We start from the raw sequence: 20028 nt of genomic DNA on the forward strand, positions 1-20028 counted from the left end.
CACATAAGCGCAAACTGAAACCCTATACAATAGATACTCTCCCCGGCAGGAAGCTGGGGCGTTCATGGATGAACACCTAAAACAAGGAGCGTTATTCATAATGCAGGTCACACAGAGACCAGCGGGCTTTACTGTGCCCGAGCTGGTCATCACCATTGCCATTCTCGCCATTGTTTCAAGTCTGGCCGTCCAAGGCTGGAATACTGCTGTGGAACGCAGCAGACATCGAACCATCATCGACACCTACCACAGCTTGTTCGCCTTTGCCCGATGGGCCGCGGCCAGCAACCATTCCCTTGTCACGATTTGCCCTCTCTCCGAGAAGAACGAATGCCTGGATGACTGGCAACGGCCAATATCAGTATTCGTAGATGCCAATAACGATAAACAGCCTGACAACGGGGAAATTCTGCGAGTACAGGAACCGGTCAGCCATCCTTTCACCATGTACTCAAGAACAGCCGGGAGAGGATACTTTCAGTTCAATGATAAGGGTTTTGCTTACGGCTCCCCAGGAAGCCTTGTACTGTGCGCGGCAGAACCAGAAACCGGCACGATGACCTATATGGCGGTTAACATGGTGGGACGGTTTCGCGTTCAGTCTGATAAGGATGGGGATGGAATCATTAAACTACGCTGGGGTACCGAAATAACCTGCTAACTATATGAAAAGCCGGTCGGATGACCGGCTTTTCATTGCATTATTTACTCCAGGTATTCTCACCACTATCGAAAGAGTTACTGGCATCGCTGTCCCACCTCCGGGCGCCGGTGGAATCCAGCTCCAGCATCCCATCACCGGCTTGAGCACCCTTAGGCGCAGCACGCAAGGTGAACGATGTCGCATCGGCAGCCTGGATAGTCAGGTCATAATACTTGGTATCACCATCGAGTGGCGCCTCATCCGGGTAAATGGCGGGCGCACCGGTATCGGCACCACCACTTGCGGCGCCCTCATAACTATTATTGGTCGCATAATGGCGCTCCATCGCGGCTGCCAACCCCATAAGAGCTCCCTGAGCATCGGAACGCCGGGTCTTTTCCACGTGATCCGTATAACTGGGGTAAGCGATCGCAGCAAGAATGCCTATGATCGCCACCACAATCATTAACTCGATAAGAGTAAAACCTCTCTGCTCCTTGCCAGAATTCATCAATATCAGTCCTCATACCAGTAGGTTTCGACGACGCCTTTCACCGTCTCGATGGTTTCACACTCCGTACCGATACATATGACATCAGTATCATCGACACGCATTCTTTGAGGAGTCGGGGGAAGACCCGCTGTGCTGAGTTCTAGGTAACGGTCGTCCTTGGTGAGCTCGCTGTCACTGCCTACACCATCGTAATTGCGCACCGCCGTACCATTGAACGCCGACAAGTGGTACATCCGGGATGTTCCCGTGGGTGGGTAACAGGGGTTGGTGCTGGCATTTGGCTCATAGGTCGTAACGTAGATTTCATTGTTGACTGTAGTGCTTTCCGAAAGCACTTTTTCACCAGGGTTAGTGAGTCGGATATACCATCCCTTCGCTCCCGCTAGTGCCGTAGCAGCCTCAGTTCGGGCAGTCTCAGTGTCACCTTCCTGAATGGTGTTGTCTGTGGAGTCATAGAGATCTGCTTCAGTCAATGTCTGATACAGAACCGTTGTTTCCGTTTCGTCCGCGGGATCGATTGGCGCGGAACTTACGGCTTCGATCGTCATCATGTAGATCCGGTCTTCCACCGTGGTATCCAATGGGTGCGCTTGGTAGCCGGAACCAATGACGAGTCCTAGATAACGCTTGCCACCAATCTTCAGTCCGAACAAATCCGGAGTATGGTAAAAGCGACGATTGCTGGCCTCCGTGTCTCCTGCCAGGTTCGCAATCCGCCCGCCTGTCACATGCAAGCTGTTGTTGTTGCCGGAAACACCGACATCGAACCGGAAGATCTGACCACCCATATCACCGACATAGATCTGATCAGCAGTGCCGTCACCGTTCACGTCGAGCACTTTCGGTGATGCCGGAATACTGTACTGCATTTCGGCAAGCTCTATATCGGCCCCACTATCAGTGCCTCCAGCCCACCAGATCACAGAACCATCACTTGCATCTACGATGTAAAGTGCCCGGCCCTCATCATCCGGCGTACGAACCGACGCATCATCCTGATCGACATCGTAACCGCCACCGAAAATCAGAACGTCATTATAGGAGTTGCCATCCCGAATCCTGGTTTTGACCGGCGTTGACCAAGTCTGCGCCATTTCCTGCAACTCAGTTGAGGTAGCACTTACTCCGCCAGTAATTGACCACAACAGATCCGGAGAAGTGGGGTCAGTTACATCGAGAGCGTAATAACTTTTTCCACCACGTCGCATACCCGAGAAGATATGCACAAAATCGTCGTCAGAACTGTCTATTGCACCATCCCCATTCTCATCATGAACCCACTTAACCACGGAGCCATCCATGCCGTAAATTTTACTGGAGGCATCGGTACTGTTCATCATCGCCGATTGGTTCCTCAACAGCTCCCTGGGAATAAAGGAAAACTGGCTGTTACCGGACTGACCATCAACAGCGTGGATGAATCCCTGATTGTCCCCGTAATAAATAGTTGTTGCCTGGGGAGTTACCGTCGCATCGTAAATCACAAGCTGTGGGACAGAGTGCAGGGGGTCAGCTAAAAGCTTTCTCGCATCTGTGGTTTCTAAATCACCGTCCTCATCGTTCACATCGACGCCACGGGTCCAGTTAATAACCTTCTCCAACTCCGCATCAGCCATGGCAGCGTCGCCGAAATCCGTCTTCGTAAGGTTAGCGTTCCCGACGACAACGTGATTTCCTGTAGCAGTTAAATCAGTGGTGTTGGAAGCCAGGTTTGAGTATACCTTCCGATCTTCAGTGATTTCGGGCAACTGAGAGGCCGCCCCACCAAGACTGACGTCGGGTCCATCAGTAGTGGGACTCCACCAGCTTCTTGCTGTTTCCTTGAAGAAGCCGGTGGTATTGTCGATGGCAGCATTGCCATTGGCGTCTACGATGACCGCAACGTTATTGCCAGACGCGTCCTCGCGAATCTCAAGCTTGTAGCGTTTGAGGTTGCCGTCCCAGATGGCACCCAGGTTCGATTGGAAAAGAGCGTAGTAAAGAGTGTTGAGATGGTTCAGGCGATCAAAGGTGTTGATAGCAACACCTGGTGATACGTAGGTCGTGCCCTGCGCAAGGACTGCCTGATAGATCGTGTCAAAAGCAGCCTCGAGGCCCGCCTGATCATTCGCCAAATAGTAGTTTCCCTTACCGGCATCAGCGGCATCAGACAAAAGCTGCTGGTCTGTTGTGAACCCAACCGTATGAGTTATTGCGTACTGATCCCCCTCCAGAGAGTCACTGAGATCACCATTCGCAAGAAAGGCTGCCACTTCATCCAGGCAACTTTCATTTGCATCGTTGGAATCTGCGCTACCACATTCTTCTCCTATGTAATTTCCGATGGCTGTGTCGGTGTCATCCGCTGTCGGAGCGCCGTCTGTCAGGAAAATCGCATAGTTTCTCTGGCACTGATAAGCAATCGGTGAAGCGTATGGCCCGTCTTCAGAAGAAACAACCGACGAAATTGGGTTATCGTCATAGTATGGATTATCTCCCCGGAAATAGCGGCCAAGTTCAGCCAGGGTTTCTGAGAGAGGAGTGTTTCCCACCGGATAAAGACCATCAATCAACGTTTTGAGGGTCGCGGCATTAGAAACGACATCAACAGGAGCTGACAGGATGTGACCGCCGCTTTCAGTGTATTCTGAACCACAATTACCCGGCTCTGCGCAGTCTTTTTGGATATTGAACTTCATCACACCGACATTCACATCCTGCATCTCATCAATGAGGTTCTTGGTAACCGTCTGAACGACATTCATGCGGGTAGTGCCATCGTCACTCACGTGGCTACCCATACTGCCGGAATTATCGATGATAAATATAATGTTCGGTTTTACGATCTGGGAGGTGCCCGGCGGATTAAAGAAGATCTCGGTATCATCCGCATGAAGAGGGCTAGTCACCGTAGCGGCAAACGCAGTTGCCGCAACCGCAACAATCAGACGAAAATTCAACGGTGCTTTCATTGCTCACCACCTCCAGAGAAAACAGCGCCGGGGAAGGACACTCGATAGGCCATACCGGTAGGTCTATAAATGTGAATCACACCAGGCAGACCGCTGAGGCTCTCTACTTTCACGCCGTTGATTGGGTGCCTGCCGGCTTCCACTACGAGATCACCCGAGGGCAGAATGGAAGAGGATGGGCAGCCGGGGCACCCTTTCGCCCGAATGCCCACCACATCGCCACTGGCATTCAAAACGAGCTCAATTGCCCTTGCCTCTACAGCTTCATACTGGGTATCAATCAGCTGGCCTTTAGGTTCTTCAGCCCAAGCAGGCGAAGAAGCAATTACCAAAATCACCCCCAGCACTGCGGAAAACGCTGTCGAGCAATAGGAATGGATTCTACTCATTTCTGCCTCCGGGAACTTAGCCCCTTTATCAAAATCAATAATACTCAATGCCTTTGAAAACCTGAGCGGAAGCGCCTGTATTTGCCACGCTCGCCTCTCCTTCGAGCTCGTACCGGAACCCCTTCAACTGGTTAGAGCTATCATCGGCATCCATGGAACTCCCACTCGTGATAATCACCTCACCCAGATAACGGGCCTGATAGCTCCCACTGACTCCGTTTCCAGAATCCATAGTCACATTGACTCTGGAGCTGACGCCCGAAGAGTTCTGCATTGATTCACGTAATAGATCCAGATTGTTTGCGTAAACTTCATCCATCAGCGATCTAACGGTACTTTCCGCAGCCTGGAAGGCCCGATTGGAATTTTGGGAATTTACAGCCATACGCTCTTGCATGACCGATGTATTCATGCCGGCAACGCCAATCAACGTCAGTACCAACAATACGATCAAGGATACGATGAGCGTTGCCCCTCGCTCTCTCTTCAATGAAACCACTCTGCTGTGTTTGTTCATCATTCGATCACCAATAGCCGGTCAATCAGTCACGATTACGAAGCATGACTGTCGTAACAAAGGTCCTTCGCAGACGCTGATCCTCGGGATGGGTAACGGTTCCCCCGCCACTCGCCTCGGTTATGGTCTCTCCTGGGAGGGCGTAATCCGAGGTATCATTATCATCCCGAACGGGGTCCGCATTGCTGATCAGCAGGCCTATACGCAGGGCAATAACACTTGCCATATCCCCGACTTCGTCTGCAGGGCGATACCGAACGTTATTGGTTCCCAGCAGTTCACCATATTCGATCTGAAGGTTTTCAACGCCTTCGACGATCTCCTGGGGAGTTTGTGCGCTACCGTCCAGATTGTTGATCTGTCTGTACAACGCAAGGATGTCGTTGCCCCGAGTATCGTCCCTACCGGTGTCTGCCACATAATAGACGGAAGAAGAGAAACGCATGATACGCGCAGAGTCTGTGTAAGCCTGGCTCAATCGGTTTGTGCTATTGACGTTGTTGGCATGAGCCCAGGTGTCGGAGGCAGGCTGACTAGAGATCCTGAAAAGGTCTGCAGCCTCACAATCCGAAATCATGACAACATCGTTCTGCGAAAAACGAACAACATCGTCGCCCTGCACCTGAATGTTTGCGTTATCAGCGCTCATATTGCCGGCCAGCTCAATTTCCATGGTCTCACCACGTTGAACTGAAATGACATCGCTTCCGACAACCGCTCCGGACTCAATACCGGTACCGTCAAATTCGGTGCCGTCTGCCCAAGCGCCATCAGTCACTTCCCAGCCGCGCAGAGTCGTCTCGAAAAAATCAGCTGTGGGAGGGTTATCTGCAATGATGTTCAAGGTCACGTCATCCTGATCGGCACAGCCCTGAAACCCAACCATGCGCATGTCGCGGGCCATGATGTCGGTGGCTATACGAGCGGCTTCCTGAGTCCTGGCAAGCGCTGTGCTCATGCGCGAGGTACGACTGGAATCCAGGTACACCGTAAAAATGCCAAAAATCAACGTGACACTGAGTGCCAGAGCTATCATCAGCTCGACCAGAGACAGACCTCTTTGGCTCTTCCTCAATGTGGCAAGTAGCCTTACATCATGAGCTCCGTTCATTTTGTACCTCACAATGAAAACTGCACGGAGTAGGAACTATCACCAGCGATCGACTCTCCCGCGTCTCCTTCACGCGTGACCTCATCCCAGGTGACGGTAATGGTGTATCTGGACGTTGCAGCGTCATGCTGGATTGTGCCCACGCCACCCGGCAGCAACGCCATGCCGCTTCCCACTCCCTGGATCTGACGTGTCCATTCCACGAGATCCACCTGGGCCCGCCCCGCCGGTGTACAACCAGTATCTTCAGTTGCGCAACCAGGGAGAGTAGTCGTAGCTCCATCTGTGCTGAAGCCCGCATAATCGGATGCTCTTTCCTTGTTAGCGCGCATCCGATCCGCCATGTCGTACGCAAGGATACTTGCCTGCGTCCGGAGATAGGCTCCCTGGTTATTTCGCATACCTTCGAGAATCAGTCCCGCAAGCCCGAGCAAACCGATCGCAAGAATAAAAACGGTTACCAGAATCTCGATCAGCGTGAATCCACGCTGCCCACCTCTGCTGTGCGCAATACGAAACACCGGGTGTTTGTGACTATTCACTTTACTCATGTGTTGGCTCACCATCAGGGACAGGCAATGTCATTGCCTTCATGATCGTTCAGAATGCCATTGGCATCAGTATCCCGTGCCAAATGGGTCTGCCCCGAGAAATTGACGGAGACCGCGCGGGCTTCAGAAGCTCCGCGATCATCACAAATAATAAAAGTCCCTGCGACTTCATCAGTAGCGGAGGCTCTGGGAAACCCTTTGCTATCAAACTGCACATGGCCGCCCCCGTCACTGGTCATATCCCGAATTCTCAGTGTATTGCCGCCGGCAAGAGGACCACTGACTTTAAGCAACTGGTCTGTTCCTCCGAACGCCGCATTCATATCGTCATCACGAAACACGATTAACCCGGTCTCCCACGCCGCGTTCCCGCTGCAAGTGGCACTGTCAGTCGATGCACATATGGTGACAACGCCATCACGGAGTTTGGAGGCCTCACTTCGGGCATAGCTTACGAGACTGGTTATTTCGTTTGTTTGTGCGGTGAGACGGTTATTCAGGACCATCTCACGAAACGAGGGAATCGCATACGTCGCGATGATCCCGAGAATAGCGATCGTGACAAGAAGTTCTAGGAGGGTAAAACCTGAATTGTGGCGAATTCCAGACATAAACTATCCCTACTGCTACCTAGGGACAGGTTATTGGGTCCCTGGACAGCAAGCCAGTGTGATTCGATGAGCGGCAGCGCTCAGAGGATAAACGGCAGAAACAAGAAACCAGATGTGACCATCATCACGCCAGCAAGCCGAGGTCACTCAACCTCGACCACATCAATCCGAAGCTCTCTTGGCATGGAGAAAACAATATTCTCCTCGCACCCGGCAACTTCCCGAGGCTCCTCCCCACCCAGCTCCTTCAGGCGAGAAATCACCTCATTCACCAGCACTTCCGGGGCGGAGGCACCCGCGGTCACACCAACAGAGTGCTTGCCTTCCAGCCACTTCGGTTCGATCTGGGAGGCTTCGTCGATCAGGTACGCAGGCGTGCCCATGCGCTCGGCCAGCTCGCGCAGGCGGTTGGAGTTGGAACTGTTGGGGGAGCCCACCACCAGCATCAGGTCGCAGTCACCGGCCAGTTGTTTGACGGCGTCCTGGCGGTTCTGGGTGGCGTAGCAGATATCGTCCTTGCGAGGGCCCTGGATCTCGGGGAATCTGGCGCGCAGGGCGTCGATCACCCGGGCGGTATCGTCCATGGAGAGGGTGGTCTGGGTGACGTAGGACAGGCGAGAAGGATCCTTTACTTCCAACTTCGCAACGTCTTCCTCGTTTTCCACCAGGTAGATCTCGCCGCCGTTGCTGTGGTCGTACTGACCCATAGTACCTTCCACTTCCGGATGGCCATGATGGCCGATCAGGATGCACTCGCGGCCATCGCGGCTGTAGCGCATGACTTCCATGTGCACCTTAGTGACCAGCGGACAGGTGGCGTCGAACACTTTGAGGCCGCGCCGAGCGGCTTCGTTCTGCACGGCCTGGGAGACGCCGTGGGCGCTGAAAATCACCAGCGTGTCGTCGGGCACTTCGTCCAACTCGTCCACGAACACCGCGCCGCGGTTGCGAAGGTTGTCCACTACGAACTTGTTGTGGACCACTTCATGGCGAACGTAGATCGGCGCACCGAACACATCCAGTGCCCGGTTGACGATTTCGATGGCGCGGTCGACGCCGGCACAGAAGCCACGGGGGTTAGCGAGTCGGATTTGCATAATCAGTGCGTCTGTCCAGCCGGTTCCACATCGAGGATTTCAACTTCGAATTCCAGTGTACGCCCTGCCAGCGGATGGTTGAAGTCCACTTCCACTTCATCGCCTTCCACCCGGCTGATCACGCCCGGTAGCTCCTGCTGGCGCGCATCAGCAAAGGACACCACAACGCCTGGTTCCAGCACCATGTCAGCGCTGAATTCATGGCGCTTGAAGGTCTGCAGGTTGTTGGGGTTGTGCTGACCGAAGCCCTTTTCCGGGGAGATCTCGAAGGTCTGCCGATCGCGGGCTTTCATGCCCATCATCAGCGACTCGAAATTCTCCGGCAGGCTTTCGTCACCGATTTCGAGGGTCGCAGGCTCTCTCTCGAAAGTGGAATCCACCACATCGCCGCCCTTGATCTTGAGCGCGAAGTGGAGTTTTACGCGGGTTCCCTTGTCTACGGGCAAATCTTTCATGAGTGTCATTCACTCCTTTTCGACATCCCCACCATCGGCGGGTTTGCGGAATATATCGAGAATCATCATGCCGGCACCGATGGTAATGGCAGTATCGGCCAGGTTGAAGGCGGGGAAGTGCCAGTCCTGCCAGTAGAAATGCAGGAAGTCCACCACGTAACCGTGCACCACCCGGTCGTAGACGTTACCCAAGGCGCCACCCAGGATGAGTACGATGGCGACGGCGGTCCAGGTTTCATGGGCCTGCAGTTTTCGCAGCCAGCTTACCAACACCAAACTGACCACCAGGGCCAGGGCCACGAAGAACCAGCGCTGCCAGCCGTCGGCCTGAGCCAGAAAGCTGAACGCTGCGCCGGTGTTGTGCAGCAGCGTCAGGTTGAACATGGGCATCACCGGCACCGGGTCACCGTAGGTGAGCATGGCGCTGGCCATGGCCTTGGTGCCCAGGTCAATGACAATGACGAGTGCCGCCAGCCACAGCCATTTCAGTTTCGAGCCCAAGGCCTTATCCGTCATGGCAGCGTCCATCAGGCGAAGGACCGACTCTCGCCGGGGCCTTCCACGTTGCTGACACAGCGGCCGCACAGGTCGTCATACTTGGCATTGCGGCCCACGTCTTCACGGTGATGCCAGCAGCGCTCGCACTTGGCGTGGGCTGCCGGCGTGACCTTCACCAGCAGGCCTTCATGGCCGGTTTGTTCCGCACCCTCGGCCTCGGCCACCGGCTTGACGGTCGCCTCGGAGGTAATCAGCACAAAGCGCAGTTCCTCGCCCAGGTGCTTCAGGTGCTCGGCCAGCTCGCCTTCGCAGTAAAGGGTCACCTCGGCACTCAGGGAACCCTTGATCTCACCACGGCCACGGGCCTCTTCCAGGCACTTGTTGACCGCTTCCTTCACGCTGTAAATTTCGCGCCAGTAGTCGCGGCCCAGCTCGAAGTCTTCCGGCAGTTCGGTCAGGCCTTCGTACCAGGTCTCATAGAACACGGTCTCACCCCGCTCGCCCGGCAGGTGCTGCCAGATCTCGTCGGCGGTGAAGCTCAGGATCGGGGCGATCCAGCGCACCAGTGCTTCGGCCACGTGGTAGAGCGCGGTCTGGCAGGAGCGCCGTGCCAGGCTGTCGGCCTGGGTGGTGTACTGGCGGTCCTTGATGATATCCAGGTAGAACCCGCCCAGGGTCGCCTCGCAGAAGTTGTAGACCTTCTGGTAGATACGCAGGAAGGCGTAGTTACCGTAGTCCTCATCCAGCTCCTTTTGCAGCTGCAGGGCCTTGTCCACCATCCAGCGGTCCAGGGCGATCATATCCTCCGGCGCCACCATGTGCTGGGCCGGATCAAAGCCGTTCAGGTTGCTGAGCAGGAAGCGCGCGGTGTTGCGGATCCGGCGGTAGCCATCGGCAGTCTGGCGCAGGATGTCCTTGGAAACAGTCATCTCGCCACTGTAATCGGTGGCAGCCACCCACAGGCGCAGAATATCCGCACCCAGCTCGTTCATAACTTCCTGGGGCGCAATCACATTGCCCAGGGACTTGGACATCTTCCGGCCCTTGCCATCCACCGTGAAGCCGTGGGTGAGCACCTGCTTGTAGGGCGCCACGCCGTTCATGGCGATTGAAGTCTTGAGGGAGGACTGGAACCAGCCTCGGTGCTGGTCGGAACCTTCCAGGTACATGTCCGCCGGGAACTGACCCAGCTCCTCGCGTACTCGCAGTACCGAGTCGTGGGTCACGCCGGAATCGAACCAGACATCCAGGGTATCGAGCACCTTCTCATACTGGTCCGCGTCGTCACCCAGCAGTTCATTCTGGTCGAGCTCGTACCAGGCATCGATACCACCGGTCTCAACGGCCTGGGCGACCTTCTCGATCAAGCCCTGGGTATCCGGATGCAGCTCCTGGGTTTCCTTGTGGATAAACAGGGTAATCGGCACACCCCAGGTGCGCTGACGGGAGATACACCAGTCCGGACTCTGCTCGAACATGGCTTCGATGCGGTTCTGGCCCCAGCCCGGTACCCAGCGTACGCCCTTGATCGCTTCCAGGGCGTCGGCGCGCAGGTTGTGCTTGTCCATGCTGATGAACCACTGGGGCGTGGCCCGGTAGATCAGAGGGGTCTTGGTCCGCCAGCAATGCGGGTAGCTGTGGCTGAACTTCTCGGAACGGACCAGCTTGCCTTCTCGCTCCAGAGCGGAACACACCGGTTCGTCAGCCTTGTAAACGTGCACACCGGCAAACTCGCCGGCGGCTTCGGTGTAGGTGCCATCGGCTTTCACCAGATTCAGGGTGCCAATGCCGTACTCCTTGCCCACCTCGAAGTCTTCCATACCGTGGTCCGGGGCGGTATGGACCGCTCCGGTACCGGCATCGGTGGAGACGTGATCGCCCAGGATCACCGGGACCTGCTTGTCGTAGATCGGGTGGTGCAGCTCCAGCTTTTCCAGTGCGGACCCGGCAACGGTCGCCAGCACTTGGTAATCTTCCACACCCCACCGGGCCATGATGCCTTCGACCATCTCGGCAGCCAGGATCAGGCGCTCCGGTCCCTGGCCAACATCCACCTGCACCAGGGCATACTCCAGGTCCGCACCCAGGGATACCGCCTGGTTGGCTGGAATAGTCCAGGGCGTGGTGGTCCAGATCACCACGGAGACATCACCCTCACCCTTGTCAGTGCCGAACAGGTTCAGCACCCGGGCGGGATCCACTGCGGTGAAGCGCACATCAATCTGAGTCGAGGTCTTGTCCTGATACTCAACCTCCGCCTCTGCCAGTGCGGACTGACCTACCACACTCCAGTAGACGGGCTTGTAACCACGCACCAGGTGGCCCTTGGCCACGATCTTGCCCAGGGCACGGACAATGCCGGCTTCAACCTTGGGGTCCATGGTGAGGTAGGGTTTGTCCCACTCACCCATCACGCCCAGACGGATGAAGTCGGCCTTCTGGCCTTCGATCTGCTTGGTGGCATAGTCCCGGCAGGCCTGGCGGAAGGTCTTGTAGTCCACCTTGACGCCGGCCTTGCCAATCTCCTGCTCCACCTTGTGTTCAATGGGCAGGCCGTGGCAGTCCCAGCCCGGCACGTACGGCGCGTCAAAGCCCTTGAAGCTGTGGGACTTGACGATCATGTCCTTGAGAATCTTATTGATCGCATGACCGATGTGAATGCTGCCGTTGGCGTAGGGAGGGCCGTCGTGCAGGATGAACTTGTCCCGGCCTTCACGCTGCTTGCGCAGGTTGCCGTAGACATCGAGGTCCTGCCAGCGCTTGAGCATGTCCGGCTCACGCTTGGCCAGGTTACCGCGCATGGGGAAGGCGGTTTCCGGCAGATTCAGGGTATGCTTGTAGTCGCTCATGGTTTCTGTGCGTACTCTTCTGGTCAGTGTTGGTCAGTAAACTTTTAGGTTCGCGCCCGTGCTTTCAATGCGTGCTGCGGGCCGAACCGTGGGCCTGGATCCACGCCCGGGCGTGGTCCATGTCCCGCGCGATCTGGTCTTTCAGTACCTCGACGGAATCAAACTTCTCTTCGTCCCGCAGGCCATGGCGGAAGACGACTTCCAGATGCTGGCCATAAAGTGTGCCAGCAAAGTCAAAAAGGTGCACTTCCAGCGATGGCCGTTTGCCATCGACCGTCGGCCGGACGCCGATGTTGGCCACGCCATCATAAATGCGGCCATCGTCGAGCCTGCCGCTTACTACATAAACGCCTCGCAAGGCAGGCATCCGGTGCAGCAGGATGTTCGCTGTGGGCGCACCAATCTGGCGGCCCAGTTGGCGCCCGTAGACCACCCGGCCACGGATGCGATAGGGGTGTCCCAGCAACACTTCCGCATTCTCCAGACCATTAACGGTGAGCTGGTCCCGCACCCGGGTGCTGCTCACCCGCCTGCCATCCAGGGTTACGGTCCGGGTGTTCTCGACGGTAAATCCCGCTTCCTGACCGACCTTCTGAAGCAACTCGAAGTCGCCGGCACGATCACAGCCAAAACGGAAGTCGTCTCCGACTACCAGGTGGCGAACCCCGAGACCCTCGATCAGTACGTCGTCAATAAAGCCCTTGGCGGAATAACTGCGAAACGCCTGGTTGAACCGCAGGCATAGGACAATATCGATACCTTCAGCCAACAAGGCTTCGAACTTCTGACGGAATCCCATCAAACGCGGAGGTGCCTCAGGGCCCTGGAAAAACTCCCGGGGCTGCGGCTCGAACACCATCACCAATGAGGGCACAGCCAGCTCCCGGGCCTTGCTCCGGACCTGATCGATAATGGTCTTGTGGCCGAGGTGAACACCATCAAAGTTGCCAATGGTTGCCACGCACCCCTGCGCCAACGGCGAATCCGCCCGGCGCGAGAGCAGCTTCAGGTTGGTCAGGCCTCGAATCAGACGCATGCAATGCGAACCTTCAGTTGCCAGCTGGCTTTCAACGCCCCCGCGACGCAGGAGCACTGGTGAGAAAACGCGCGATTATACCTTACCTCTGGCGGAAATGTCTTACCCGGACACCCGCCACCGCCAGCGCGACGAAATACACCCCGACGCCGGAACCCACAAGAATGGCCATGTCCCGCGCCCGAACCAGGCCTCCGGCGACGAGCCAGTCGGCCACCGGCGCCTTGAGCCAGAGGATGACAGCCGCCAGCGCGGCGTTGGCGAACAGCAGACGTGCCAGAAACACCGGCCAGCCCGGCTGGCTCTGCCAGGCCCCTTCCTTGCGCAGGCCACGCCAGAGCAGGAAACCATTGAGCCAGGCGGACAACGAGGTCGCCAGTGCTAGCCCGGCGTGGGCCAGCGGCACGATCAACGCCAGGTTGAAGGCCATGTTGGCCACCATGGCAATCACCCCGATCTTAACTGGTGTCGCGGTGTCTTCCCGGGCGAAGAACCCCGGCGCCAGCACCTTGATCAGCATGAAGGCCAGCAGGCCCGCTGAATAGGCCCGCAGGCTCTGGGCGGACATGGTGACATCCCGGTCGGTCACTTCGCCATAATGAAACAGGGTGGCAATCAGGGGTTCGGCCAGGAGCACCAGCGCCAACGCTGCAGGTAAACCGATCAGAAGGACCGCCCGCACTGCCCAGTCCAGAGTCGCGGCAAACTGGTCAGCCGAGGCCGCAGCGTGCTTGCGGGACAGACTCGGCAGTATGACAGTAGCAATGGCGATGCCAAAAACGCCAAGGGGCAGCTCGGACAGACGGTCCGAATAATAAAGCCAGGATACGCTGCCGGTCTGCAGGAACGACGCCAGCACGGTATCCAGTAACAGGTTGATCTGGCTGACCGAGACACCGAACAGCGCCGGAGCCATCAGTTTGAGAATGCGGCTTACCCCCTCGTGCCGGTAATCCACTTTCGGGCGGGGCATCAGCCCTAGCTGCATCAGGAACGGCAACTGGAAGAACAGCTGCAGGGCACCGGCGATGAATACGCCCCAGGCCAGTGCCATGACCGGCTCGGACATCACCGGCGACAGCCAGATTGCCGCGCCGATCATCGCCAGATTGAGAAGCACCGGCGTGAAGGCCGGCACAGCGAAACGGTCATAGCTGTTCAGGATGCCGCCAGCAAAGGCCGTTAACGAAATCAGCAGAAGATAAGGAAACGTGATACGGAGCATGTCGCTGGTCAGTGCGAACTTCACATCGTCGCCATAGAAGCCCGGGGCAAATACCGCCGTCAGTACCGGCGAGCCCAGCATGGCGACCAGGGTGACGCCCAGCAGCACCAGGCCCAGAGAGCCCGCCACGGCATTCACAAGCCGCTGGACTTCGGAAATGTCCTGATTCTCCCGATAAGATGACAGCACTGGCACAAATGCCTGGGAGAAGGCCCCTTCAGCAAAGAGTCGCCGCAGGAAGTTGGGAATCTTGAACGCAACGAAAAAGGCGTCCGCGCCGGCACCCGCCCCGAAGTATCGGGCAATCACCATATCCCGCACCAGGCCCAGTACCCGGGACAGCATGGTCATCACCCCGACCACACCGGAGGAACGGAGCAACCCGGGGGCGGTGGATTCAGGAGTTTTCGGGGCAGAGGAATCCGGTTCCGACGACATTCTGGCTCTGATCAGCTAAAGGGCCCATTTATACCGGAAATTACGCACACAGGTGGAACGCCTGCACAGCTCCGGTCAGCGAGCGGCGAGTTTAGCACAGGGCCGCGGGAACAGCGCATGAAATGGGTTTTAGTCTTGACATTTCCGGAGTTCAGCGGCATAGTTCCGCGTCATTTATTTCGACGCGCTGGTTGTTGGCGCGCCTGCGATGTACGAATTCATCATGAATTCACTCGAGTTCATTCAGTAACGAATTTCAGATTTTCAGGAGTTTTACGGTGGCAAATTCCCCGCAAGCCAAAAAGCGCGCTCGTCAGAACGAGAAGAACCGCAAGCACAACGCCAGCCTGCGTTCCATGGCGCGTACCTATATGAAGAAGGTCCAGGCCAAGATTGAAGCTGGCAACTACGAAGAAGCCCAGGCCGCCTTCCAGCAGGCACAGCCTGTTATGGACAGCATGGTCAACAAAGGCATCTTCGCCAAGAGCAAGGTGGCCCGTCACAAGGCCCGCCTGAATGCCAAGATCAAGGCCCTGAAGAGCGCGTAAGCGATCTCCAGAGCTGAAAAACCGGCTTTCGAGCCGGTTTTTTTTGTGCCTGAATGAAAACCAACGACTTTGAAAATCAGATGATAACCAAGTTATCCCGGTGGATCATTTCCTCATCGGAGATGTATCCAAGCACTTCGGTGATCCGCTGACTGGGGCGGCCGGCAATGGCACGCGCCTCGTCGGCATCGTAGTTCACCAGCCCGCGGGCAACCTCCCGCCCGCTTTCATCGACGCAGGACACCATCTCGCCGCGCCGAAACTGGCCGCTCACGCTCTTCACACCGACCGGCAGAAGGCTGCGTCCGCCCAGGCACAACACACGGACCGCGCCCTCATCCAGGGTCAGCTTGCCACGGGTCTGCAGATGCCCGGCGATCCATTGCTTGCGGGCGGCCACCCTGCCCTGCTCCGGTAACAGCAAAGTCCCGATCACCTCACCTTGACGCAGACGGGTCAGCACGCCCTCGATCCGGCCGCCAACAATGACAGTGAAAGCACCGGAACGGGCTGCCAGCCGCGCCGCCCGGAGCTTGGTCTGCATGCCACCACGGCCGAGAGCACCAGCACCACCACCGGCCATGGCATCCAGCTCGCGATCACTGGCTTTGCGCTCGGTAACCAGGCTGGCGTCCGCGTGTTTGCGGGGGTCCTTGTCAAACAGACCGAGCTGGTCGGTGAGAATGATCAGCCCATCCGCCTCAATCAGGTTCGCCACCAAGGCACCGAGGGTATCGTTGTCACCGAAGCGGATTTCGTCAGTGACCACGGTGTCGTTCTCGTTGACGATGGGAATGACACCGACATCCAGCAAAGCCCGGAGCGTGCTGCGGCCATTCAGGTAACGTTTGCGGTCAGAGAGATCGTCATGGGTCAGCAGTATTTGCGCGGTATGGATATCATGCCGCTTGAACTGGGCTTCCCAGGACTGCACCAGCCCCATTTGCCCTACCGCGGCGGCAGCCTGCAGTTCGTGCAGCTGGTCCGGGCGTTTTACCCAGCCCAGCCGGCTCATGCCCACCGCCACCGCACCGGAAGAGACAATGACCACCTCCACACCGTCGGCAATCAGACCGGCAATCTGGTCCACCCAGAGCTCCAGGGCCACCTCATCGAGCCCCTTGCCGTCATTGGTCAGCAGGGCACTTCCGATCTTGATGACCAGGCGGCGGGCCTGGCGCAACTGGGCACGTTCACTCATGATGCGTGGATCAGTCTCTTGATGGTGTTGTCGGTTTATTCCGGTGCGTAAACGATTTCAACGTCGTAATCATCATCATCGAAATCGTCGTCATCGCCTTCATCCCGCCTCGCGGCACGGCGCGCCTTGCGGTCTGCCTCGATCTTGGCCCGGGCCTCCTCATCCATCCGCTGACGGCGAGCCGCCTCTTCTTCGGCAAAGTCCGGATTCTCGGCCTCTTCCTGGGCCTGATCCTCGATCCAGCGCATCACCGCCTGAACCAGAGGCTTGGTACCCTCACCAGTGATCGCTGAGATCCGGAACACGGGACCGTCCCAACCAAGCTCGTCAATGATGACCTGGCAATGGGCATCACGATCCTCCTCCGCGATCATGTCCACCTTGTTCAGCACCAGCCAGCGCGGGCGATTGGCCAGGGTTTCACTGAACTTCTCCAGTTCCTGGGCGATGGCCCGGACCGCATCGGCTGGCGATGAACCGTCATACGGGGCCACATCCACCAGGTGCAACAGCAGGCGGGTTCGCACGAGGTGCTTCAGGAAACGGATTCCCAGCCCGGCACCCTCGGCAGCCCCCTCGATCAGCCCCGGAATATCCGCGATGACGAAGCTCTGGTGAGCCTGAACACTGACCACGCCCAGGTTCGGCACCAACGTGGTAAACGGATAATCCGCCACCTTGGGCCTGGCGGCCGAAACCGAACGGATGAACGTGGACTTGCCGGCATTGGGCATGCCGAGCAACCCGACATCGGCCAGCACCTTGAGCTCCAGGCGCAGGTTACGAGCCTCACCTTCCGAACCCTTGGTGGTCTGACGCGGAGCGCGGTTGACCGAGGACTTGAACCGGGTGTTGCCGAGGCCGTGAAAGCCGCCCTGGGCCACTTTCAGTTGCTGACCTTCACGGGTCAGGTCACCCAGAACTTCATGGGTATCCATGTCCACAACCGTGGTGCCTACCGGCACCGGCAGCACCATATCCTCACCCTTGGTTCCGGTGCAGTTGCGACCAGCTCCGGGCTCGCCGTTCTGGGCCTTGTATTTACGCTGGAAACGGTAATCGATCAGGGTGTTCAGTGATCCGTCCGCCTCCAGGTAGACGGAGCCACCGTCCCCGCCGTCGCCGCCGTCGGGGCCACCCTTGGGAACGTATTTCTCGCGCCGGAAACTCAGGCAACCGTGCCCGCCCTTGCCGGCCTCCACAATGATGGTGGCTTCATCTACAAATTTCATGATCAACCCTTTGCGCGTTGCGCATAAACTAAAAAGCCCCGCAGCCTCAAGGAAGCTTTGCGGGGCTCCGGATGGCTCTGACTTCTGACTATATCAGGAAATCAGAACCACCCAAGGTTCTGCAGAACCGGATCGCCGCTGCTTACGCAGCCGGAACGATGCTCACAAACTTGCGGCTCTGCGGGCCTTTGGTTTCGAACTTCACCTGGCCGTCTGCTTTCGCAAACAGGGTATGGTCTTTGCCAACGCCTACGTTGGAACCAGCGTGGAAACGGGTGCCACGCTGACGAACGATGATGCTGCCTGCAGATACGGTCTGACCGCCGAAGCGTTTCACACCAAGTCGTTTCGACTCGGAATCGCGACCGTTACGGGTACTACCTGCTGCCTTTTTATGAGCCATTACCAGCCTCCTTCTCTAGGGGGTAATTCGAGGGCTTAGCCCTGGATACCCGTGATCTTGACTTCAGTAAACCACTGACGGTGGCCCTGACGCTTCATGTGATGCTTACGACGACGGAACTTGATGATCTGAATCTTGTCGTGACGGCCATGGCTGACCACTTCAGCGGTAACCTTGGCGCCATCTACTACCGGAGCGCCAACTTTTACGTTGTCGCCGTCGGCTACCAGCAGAACGCGATCGAAATCGACAGTGCCACCGGTTTCAACTTCCAGCTTTTCCAGCTTCAGAGTCTCGCCTTCCTTTACACGGTGCTGCTTACCACCGCTAACAATAACTGCGTACATTCACTAGTCTCCGCGATTGACCCATCCCTGCTCTTATCCACCTGGTTCTAAGGGAAGCGCTCTGGCAACCCTATAGCAGGGAGCGCAGGTTGGGATGAGTTGGGCGCGTGATTGTACGGGAAGATGGGGAGCCAGGCAAGTCTGGAGTGGCCCCGAAGATGGGGTCGGATGAAGACTTTCATCAGGCCCCTGAGGCCAGATTGAACTTGGGGTCAGAAGAAAGCTTTCTTCTGACCCCGTCTTACCCCTTCTTAACGTTGACACCATACCCGCCAATACCTAGCATTGCGGCGACCTGCCCGAAACATCAACAGAAACACCAGCAAGGGACCTTCAAGCCCCATGACAGCCCAGCGCATCTACGACACCGTGGCCGATGACTTCAGTCACGTCAATGACCTGATCATCCAGCGGCTTGCCTCGGACGTCCCCCTGGTGGAAAAAATCGCCCAATACATCATTGAAAGCGGCGGTAAGCGACTCAGGCCCCTACTGGTATTGCTCTCCAGCCGCGCCCTGGGCTACGGGGAGGATGACCACCTCAAACTTGCCGCCGTGATCGAATTCCTGCACACCGCCACCCTGCTCCACGATGACGTGGTGGACACCTCCAACCTGCGCCGGGGCCGCAGCACCGCGAATGCCAAGTGGGGCAATGCACCGAGCGTCCTGGTCGGTGATTTCCTCTATGCCCGCGCGTTCGAAATGATGGTGGAGCTGAAAAGCCTGGCAATCATGGATGTGCTGTCCCACGCCACCGCGGTGATTGCCGAGGGTGAGGTGATGCAGCTGATGAACGTGAAGAACCCGGATCTGACCGAAGAGCAGTACATGAAGGTCATCCACAACAAGACGGCCATGCTGTTTGAGGCTGCCTCGCACACCGGTGCATTGCTGGCTGGCGCGGAGGAACCCCGTGAAAAGGCGCTTCGGGACTATGGCAAGCATCTGGGCCTGGCGTTCCAGCTGGTGGATGATGTGCTCGATTACCAGGGTGATGCCGAAGCCATGGGCAAAAATGTCGGCGACGACCTGGCGGAGGGCAAAACCACCCTGCCGCTGATTTATGCCATGGCCAACGGGGGCAACGAGGAACGGCAGTTGATTCGCCAGGCTATCCGCAAGGGTGGGTTGGACGATCTGCCCGCCATCCTGCAGATCGTCCGGGACTCCGGTGCGATTGAGTACACGATGGCGAAAGCGCGGGAGCAGTCGGAGTTGGCCAGGGCTTGTCTGGATGGCCTGGAGGAGACCAGGCACAAAGAAGCCCTGGAACTGCTTACCGAGGTTGCGGTTGCTCGGGTGAGTTGATCTGAAAATAGGGTCAGTGAACATGGGGTCAGATGAAGGCTTTCATCAGACCCCTGAGGTTCGACATGAAGCTGGGGTCAGATGAAGGTTTTCATCCGACC

The 20028-nt window shown here is 57.2% G+C and carries 20 protein-coding genes; 3 read left to right on the forward strand and 17 right to left on the reverse strand.

Translation table 11 applies throughout. The annotated features are described in order from the left end of the window. Positions 1-64: 64 nt before the first annotated feature. A complete protein-coding gene (locus R6W86_RS17350; RefSeq protein ID WP_410330598.1) occupies positions 65-661 on the forward strand; it encodes a GspH/FimT family pseudopilin in 597 nt (198 codons plus the stop codon). Positions 662-701: 40 nt separating this feature from the next. Here R6W86_RS17350 and R6W86_RS17355 read toward each other — a convergent pair whose 3' ends face one another. The 13 genes from R6W86_RS17355 to murJ all read right to left on the reverse strand — a co-directional run bounded on the left by R6W86_RS17355 (position 702) and on the right by murJ (position 14885). Further along, positions 702-1154: a type IV pilin protein gene (locus tag R6W86_RS17355; protein ID WP_410330599.1), complete on the reverse strand. Its 453-nt coding sequence runs from the start codon at positions 1152-1154 to the stop codon at positions 702-704. Positions 1155-1159: 5 nt separating this feature from the next. After that, positions 1160-4108, reverse strand: a complete 2949-nt coding sequence (locus R6W86_RS17360) for a PilC/PilY family type IV pilus protein (protein ID WP_410330600.1) — start codon at positions 4106-4108, stop codon at positions 1160-1162. After that, positions 4105-4545: a hypothetical protein gene (locus R6W86_RS17365; RefSeq protein WP_410330601.1), complete on the reverse strand. Its 441-nt coding sequence runs from the start codon at positions 4543-4545 to the stop codon at positions 4105-4107. Before R6W86_RS17365 ends, R6W86_RS17360 begins: the two co-directional genes overlap by 4 nt. Beyond that, positions 4532-5017 (reverse strand): PilX N-terminal domain-containing pilus assembly protein, encoded by a 486-nt coding sequence (locus R6W86_RS17370; protein ID WP_410330602.1) that lies wholly within the window; start codon positions 5015-5017, stop codon positions 4532-4534. The genes R6W86_RS17365 and R6W86_RS17370 overlap by 14 nt, the downstream gene beginning before the upstream one ends. Positions 5018-5039: 22 nt before the next feature. Beyond that, the gene (locus R6W86_RS17375; protein WP_410330603.1) at positions 5040-6125 is read right to left on the reverse strand and encodes a PilW family protein; all 1086 of its coding nucleotides are present in this window, start codon (positions 6123-6125) and stop codon (positions 5040-5042) included. A gap of 8 nt (positions 6126-6133) precedes the next feature. Then, the gene (gene pilV, locus R6W86_RS17380) at positions 6134-6676 is read right to left on the reverse strand and encodes a type IV pilus modification protein PilV (protein WP_410330604.1); all 543 of its coding nucleotides are present in this window, start codon (positions 6674-6676) and stop codon (positions 6134-6136) included. Between the two features lie 14 nt (positions 6677-6690). Further along, entirely contained in the window at positions 6691-7287 is a 597-nt protein-coding gene (locus R6W86_RS17385; RefSeq protein WP_410330605.1) for a GspH/FimT family pseudopilin, read from the reverse strand. 143 nt (positions 7288-7430) lie between these two features. Further along, complete coding sequence (gene ispH / locus R6W86_RS17390; protein ID WP_410330606.1) at positions 7431-8384, reverse strand: 4-hydroxy-3-methylbut-2-enyl diphosphate reductase; 954 nt, start codon at positions 8382-8384, stop codon at positions 7431-7433. A gap of 2 nt (positions 8385-8386) precedes the next feature. Further along, positions 8387-8839: an FKBP-type peptidyl-prolyl cis-trans isomerase gene (gene fkpB, locus R6W86_RS17395; protein WP_410330607.1), complete on the reverse strand. Its 453-nt coding sequence runs from the start codon at positions 8837-8839 to the stop codon at positions 8387-8389. Between the two features lie 9 nt (positions 8840-8848). Then, a complete protein-coding gene (lspA, locus tag R6W86_RS17400) occupies positions 8849-9367 on the reverse strand; it encodes a signal peptidase II (RefSeq protein WP_410330608.1) in 519 nt (172 codons plus the stop codon). After that, on the reverse strand, positions 9367-12186 hold the full coding sequence (gene ileS, locus R6W86_RS17405; RefSeq protein ID WP_410330609.1) for an isoleucine--tRNA ligase: 2820 nt from the start codon (positions 12184-12186) through the stop codon (positions 9367-9369). Before ileS ends, lspA begins: the two co-directional genes overlap by 1 nt. A 64-nt stretch (positions 12187-12250) precedes the next feature. Beyond that, complete coding sequence (gene ribF / locus R6W86_RS17410) at positions 12251-13222, reverse strand: bifunctional riboflavin kinase/FAD synthetase (protein WP_410330610.1); 972 nt, start codon at positions 13220-13222, stop codon at positions 12251-12253. Positions 13223-13304: 82 nt separating this feature from the next. Continuing rightward, positions 13305-14885 (reverse strand): murein biosynthesis integral membrane protein MurJ, encoded by a 1581-nt coding sequence (gene murJ, locus R6W86_RS17415; protein WP_410330611.1) that lies wholly within the window; start codon positions 14883-14885, stop codon positions 13305-13307. Between the two features lie 278 nt (positions 14886-15163). Here murJ and rpsT point away from each other — a divergent pair, with 278 nt between their 5' ends. Further along, positions 15164-15433: a 30S ribosomal protein S20 gene (gene rpsT, locus R6W86_RS17420; RefSeq protein WP_092005741.1), complete on the forward strand. Its 270-nt coding sequence runs from the start codon at positions 15164-15166 to the stop codon at positions 15431-15433. A gap of 76 nt (positions 15434-15509) precedes the next feature. Here the strand turns inward: rpsT and proB are convergent, their stop codons facing one another. The 4 genes from proB to rplU form a co-directional block, all read right to left on the reverse strand. Further along, positions 15510-16634 (reverse strand): glutamate 5-kinase, encoded by a 1125-nt coding sequence (proB, locus tag R6W86_RS17425; protein WP_410330612.1) that lies wholly within the window; start codon positions 16632-16634, stop codon positions 15510-15512. 35 nt (positions 16635-16669) lie between these two features. After that, positions 16670-17866 (reverse strand): Obg family GTPase CgtA, encoded by a 1197-nt coding sequence (gene cgtA, locus R6W86_RS17430; protein WP_410330613.1) that lies wholly within the window; start codon positions 17864-17866, stop codon positions 16670-16672. Between the two features lie 142 nt (positions 17867-18008). Continuing rightward, entirely contained in the window at positions 18009-18269 is a 261-nt protein-coding gene (gene rpmA, locus R6W86_RS17435; RefSeq protein WP_410330614.1) for a 50S ribosomal protein L27, read from the reverse strand. Between the two features lie 35 nt (positions 18270-18304). Then, complete coding sequence (rplU, locus tag R6W86_RS17440) at positions 18305-18616, reverse strand: 50S ribosomal protein L21 (RefSeq protein ID WP_410330615.1); 312 nt, start codon at positions 18614-18616, stop codon at positions 18305-18307. 342 nt (positions 18617-18958) lie between these two features. Here rplU and R6W86_RS17445 point away from each other — a divergent pair, with 342 nt between their 5' ends. Next, the gene (locus tag R6W86_RS17445; protein ID WP_410330616.1) at positions 18959-19927 is read left to right on the forward strand and encodes a polyprenyl synthetase family protein; all 969 of its coding nucleotides are present in this window, start codon (positions 18959-18961) and stop codon (positions 19925-19927) included. Positions 19928-20028 lie beyond the last annotated feature (101 nt).

It is taken from the genome of Marinobacter sp. (assembly GCF_046484525.1).
Taxonomy (GTDB): Bacteria; Pseudomonadota; Gammaproteobacteria; order Pseudomonadales; family Oleiphilaceae; genus Marinobacter.